Raw genomic sequence first — 4,655 nt, forward strand, 5'->3', positions numbered from 1 at the left:
CTACACCGGCACCGTCGCCTGGGACGGCGGCGAGCTGCGGCTCGACGGCGCACCGGGGGCGACCGCACGGATCTACGGGCACGGCAACGCCCGCCGCTGGGCGTGGCTGCACGCCGGGCTGGGCGGCGGCGACGTACTGGAGATCGTCGCGGCGACCTCGACACGCCCCGGGCTCCGGCGGCTGCCGCCCCTGGTCTTTCTGCGGCTGCGCAGGAACGGACGGACCTGGCCGCGCCGCGCGGAGCGCAGCGCGTTCGGCTGGGCGGGGCTGGGCCGCTTCAAGTCCCGTCTCGGGCTGCCGAGTTGGACGGTGTCGGGACGCAGCGGGCTGCGCCGCATCCGGGTCGAGGTCACCCAGCCCGGCGAGCGCACCCTGGCGCTCGACTACACCGACCCCGACGGCAGCGGCGCGGTGTGCCGCAACAGCGAGACGGCGGACGCGCACGTCGTGCTGGAGCGCTGGTGGGGACGGTGGCGTACGGAAGCGGAGTGGACCCTCGACGGCACGGCGCACGCGGAGGTGGGCGACCGGTGAACGGGACGCAGGGCACGGCCCGTTGGAACGGCAGCGACGGGAGCCGCGCGAACGACGGGACGGACGGGACCGGAAGGCTCGGCGGTCTGGTCGCCGCCCTGCTCGCCGACGACGGGACCACGCCCTGGCCCGGCGCCGTCCCGCACCGCCTGGGCACCGTACTGGAGACGATGCCCGCGCCCGCGCGCGCCGGTGTACGGGCGGCAGCCGCCGCCGTCGACGCTTATGCCGCCCTCCGTACGGGCCGTTCCCTGCGCCGACTCACGCCGGACGAGCGGGAGTCGGTGCTCGCCTCGCTCGCTGCGCGTCCGGCGCTGCTGCCCGTACTGGACGCGGTGAAGGTGCCCGTGATGCTCGCCGCGGGCACCGAGCGGATGCTGCACGAGGAGCGCGCGGCGGCGCCGGCGTCCCCGTCCGGGCACGTGCCGGGGCCCCGACTCGTGCCCCAGGACCCGCCGTTGGACTGCGTACCGTCCGTGGAGTGGCCCGACAGGTCGACGGCCGACGCCGTCGTCGTGGGCTCCGGGGCGGGCGGCGCCGTCGTGGCCCGTACGCTCGCGCGCGCCGGCATGCGCGTCGTCGTCCTGGAGGAGGGACGGCACCACTCCACCGCGAGCTTCCGGCGCCGTACGCCGCTCGACCGGTTCGGGGAGCTGTACCGGGACGGCGGCGCCACGGTCATGCTCGGCAACCCGCCCGTCGTGCTGCCCGTCGGACGTGCCGTCGGCGGCACGACCGTCGTCAACTCCGGTACGTGCTACCGCACTCCGGACCGTGTGCTGGCCCGCTGGCGCGACGCGTACGGACTGGAACTGGCCGACGACGGCGCCTTCGGCGCATGTCTGGACGAGGTCGAGCGCACGCTCGGCGTCGCCACCGCGCCGCTCGACGTCCTCGGCCGCAACGGACGCACCGCGCTGCTCGGCGCCGAACACCTCGGCTGGCGGGCCGCGCCGCTGCGCCGCAACGCGACCGGCTGCAAGGGCTCCTGCCAGTGCGTCGTCGGCTGCCCGACCGGCGCGAAGCAGAGCGTGCAGCTCTCGGTGCTGCCCGACGCGTGCGCGGCGGGAGCGCGCATCGTCACGGGCGCGGAGGTACGGCGGATCCTCGTCGAACGGGACCGGCCGGGCGGTCCCCGGGCGTGCGGTGTGACCGTACGGCGCCCGGACGGCGGCGAGTTGGAGATCCTCAGCCCGCTCGTCGTCGTCGCGGCGGGCGCCCTGCACTCGCCGCCGCTGCTGCGCCGCTCCGGCCTCGGCGGCCATCCCCGGCTCGGCCGGAACCTGGCGGTGCATCCGGCGGCGAGCGTGGCGGGACGGTTCGAGGAGCCGGTCACGGCCTGGCACGGTGTGCTCCAGAGCGTCGGCGTCGAGGAGTTGCACGACGAGGGCATCCTCATCGAGGCCACGGCGGGACCGCCGGGCATGGGCTCGTTCGTGCTGCCCGGCGTCGGACGCGAACTGCGCGCGGAGCTGGACGGCGCGGGATCGCTGGCGACGCTGGGCGCTATGATCGCGGACCTGCCCTCGGGCCGCGTCCTGGGAGCCCGTCGCACGCTGCTGCGCTACGACGTGGCACGCCGGGACGCGGGACGGCTGATGCGGGCCGTCGAGGCGATGGGCAGGGTGCTCTTCGCGGCGGGGGCGCGGGAAGTGCTCACCGGTGCGGCCGCCGCGCCGAGGGCGTCCTCACCCGACCAACTCCGGGAACTGCTACGGGGGTTGACGGCCCGGCAGCTCCATTTGTCGGCCTTTCACCCCACCGGGACGGTGGCACTGGGCGCCGATCCGCAGACCGCTCCGGCGGACGCCGAGGGGTGGCTGCGGGGGGTACGAGGCGTGCTGATCGCCGACGGGTCCGCCCTTCCGAGCTGCCCGGAGGTGAATCCGCAACTGACGATCATGGCGACGGCGCTGACGGTCGGCGCCAGGGCGGCGGAGGTGGCACAGAGTGCCTAATCCACCCCTGACGTGCCGTCGGGAGCGTGGAGTTGGCACGATGGAAGGTGGAGATGTGCGCCGAGCCGTATCGATACGGGGAGAAGGATGAAGAAACGGAAACTGGCAGTTCGTCTCGCAGCGCCCTGCGCGCTGGCCGTCGCCGCCGTCACCATCCCCTCCGTCGACGGCTCCGCACAGTCGGGAGCGATCTGCGAGGTGATGCGCGACGGCGCTCCCCGGTACGCGGCCGACGGGACGCACGGCAAGGTCCTCGGCACGATGAAGGAGGGCGAGCAGGTCGCCGCGACGGGCCCCGACCGGCTGTGGCGGGTCTCCCGCACGGACACGGGCGAGCCGCTGGGCTACATGCTGACGTCCGATCTCAACTGCACCGGCTGACAAGGGTGTTGGGCCCCGGGAGCCGGGGGAACACTGTTGGCGGCTGAGGCTGAGACTGACTGTGACGACGGCCGTCACGACCCGGTGGTGGGGAGTGACGGCCGTCGTCGTGTCCGGGGCGGCCGGGGCCGAGGCCCGGGGCGGCAGGCGCCAGGCGCGGGGCGCGGCGCCGTCGTCGAACTCCCCGCCGGTGTACGGACGTTCGCCCCACGACGCCGCTGATCCGCAGACCGCCGCCGGTGCCGCCGCCGGTGAAGAGGACGTTTCCGGGGTGGAAGTCCCGGTGCAGGAAGCACCCTTGACAGGCCGGAGGCTTCCGGCGGATGACGTCGACGGCACGCCGCCACAGCTCGGGCCGCTCGGTGTCCGCGGGCGGCGTCACCCGTTCGGGAGAGGTCCATGCCTGGTAGGTGCGCGGCCGTTGCCGTGCGCCGAGCGGCAGCCGGTGGATGCGTACCAACTGCCGGGCCAGCAGTTCGGCGCGGTCGTCGGCGTGCTGATCGCCCAGCCGTACGGTCCCCGGCAGCAGCGACATCAACAGCGAGGGATGAGCGCACTGTTGGGCCGTGGCGTCCAGCGCGACGAGCGTGGCCGCGGGCACGTCCGTGTCGCCGAGCAGACGCAGCACGGCCGCCTCACGGGTCAGCAGGCCCTCCGCGTGCCGTACGAAGAAGGGCTTGACGAAGGACCGCAGGACGAGTGAGCGGCGGCCGCCCGGACCGCGGAGGTCCAGGCGGCGCATCTGTGACGTCCAGCCGCCGCGCAGCCGTACGGCGTTCTCGACGTGCTCCCCTTCGGGCAGCTCCTTCTCCACCCAGGCACGCGTGGCGTCCCAGCCCGCGCCGTCGGGATCCACGCCCTTGTCCATGGAGGCAGGCTATGTGTCTCCCGGTGCGCGCATCCCGTGAACTCGCGCCGCCGGCAGGGGCGTTCGGGCGTCGTGCCGGACGGAGGCCGGTGTCGTACGGGCCGCATCAGCCCTCCTGGTTCTGGAGTTCCGGCACGGGGCGTTTCCCGGCGGCCTCACGGCGCTGCCGTGTCACCCGGGGCAGGAACCGCTCCCGGTAGGCGACACGGTGTGCCGCCGCGGCCCGGTCGTCCGGGTACAGGGCGCGGGCCGCGGGCCGGATGCCGGCGGGGTCGAGGCCGATGGCGGCGCCGCCCCAGGCCGCCGCGCCCAGCGCCGGGGCCTCCGGCTCGGTGCAGATCTCGGTGGTCCACGGCGTGACGGCGGCCTTCAGCTCCGTCCAGGTGCGCTGGCGCGTCGAGCCGCCCAGCAGCGTGACGGCGCGAGGTGCCGCGCCCGTCAACTCGGCCTGGACGTCGGCCATCCAGCGTGCCTGGTAGGCGGCGCCCTCCAGCAGGGCCAGCGCGAGATCGGCGAGCCCGTGTCCGGAGGCCATGCCGTGCACGGCNCACGGCGAGACGTGCGGTGGGATCGGGGCGCGGGGCGCTGCGTCCGTGCAGATACGGCTCGACGGTGATGCCGCTGGGCAGGGCCGCCCCGCCGTCCGCGGACCGGTCGCCGCAGCCCTGGACGAGGCGTGCGAACTCCTCGTAGCGGGCGGACGGTTGGGCCTCGCGGGACCGTCTGCCGCCCCGTTCGTCCGCCGGTTCGCCGGCCCGTTCGCCGCCCCGGCCCCGCTGCCCGTTGCGGCTCCGGCCCGTCCCCCGCTCCGGCGACGGCCCGGTGCCGCCCGCGGAGCCGTCGAGGAAGCGGTCGCAGAACCACTCCACGAGCGCGCCCGAACTGGCCATCCCCGCAAGGGTGATCCAGTGCT

General features: G+C 75.1%; 4 protein-coding genes and 1 pseudogene. 3 read left to right on the forward strand and 2 right to left on the reverse strand.

The features are described 5' to 3' along the window. The 3 genes and pseudogenes from AN218_RS12375 to AN218_RS12385 form a co-directional block, all read left to right on the forward strand. Positions 1-535: pseudogene (locus AN218_RS12375) on the forward strand (hypothetical protein); the annotation flags it as partial. After that, positions 532-2,493: a GMC family oxidoreductase gene (locus AN218_RS12380; RefSeq protein WP_079132098.1), complete on the forward strand. Its 1,962-nt coding sequence runs from the start codon at positions 532-534 to the stop codon at positions 2,491-2,493. The pseudogene AN218_RS12375 and the gene AN218_RS12380, both read left to right, overlap by 4 nt. An 87-nt stretch (positions 2,494-2,580) precedes the next feature. Continuing rightward, positions 2,581-2,874 carry a hypothetical protein gene (locus AN218_RS12385; protein WP_070016901.1) on the forward strand — a complete coding sequence of 98 codons (294 nt, stop codon included), beginning with the start codon at positions 2,581-2,583 and terminating at the stop codon, positions 2,872-2,874. On the opposite strand, the gene AN218_RS12390 is transcribed toward AN218_RS12385, so the two are convergent. Further along, positions 2,858-3,742, reverse strand: a complete 885-nt coding sequence (locus tag AN218_RS12390) for a phosphotransferase family protein (protein WP_079132099.1) — start codon at positions 3,740-3,742, stop codon at positions 2,858-2,860. The two genes, AN218_RS12385 and AN218_RS12390, sit on opposite strands and share 17 nt — an antisense overlap. A 106-nt stretch (positions 3,743-3,848) precedes the next feature. Continuing rightward, positions 3,849-4,640: an FGGY-family carbohydrate kinase gene (locus AN218_RS38740; RefSeq protein ID WP_079132100.1), complete on the reverse strand. Its 792-nt coding sequence runs from the start codon at positions 4,638-4,640 to the stop codon at positions 3,849-3,851. Positions 4,641-4,655 lie beyond the last annotated feature (15 nt).

Source organism: Streptomyces nanshensis, from assembly GCF_001751255.1.
In the GTDB taxonomy this organism is placed as follows: Bacteria; Actinomycetota; Actinomycetes; order Streptomycetales; family Streptomycetaceae; genus Streptomyces; species Streptomyces nanshensis_A.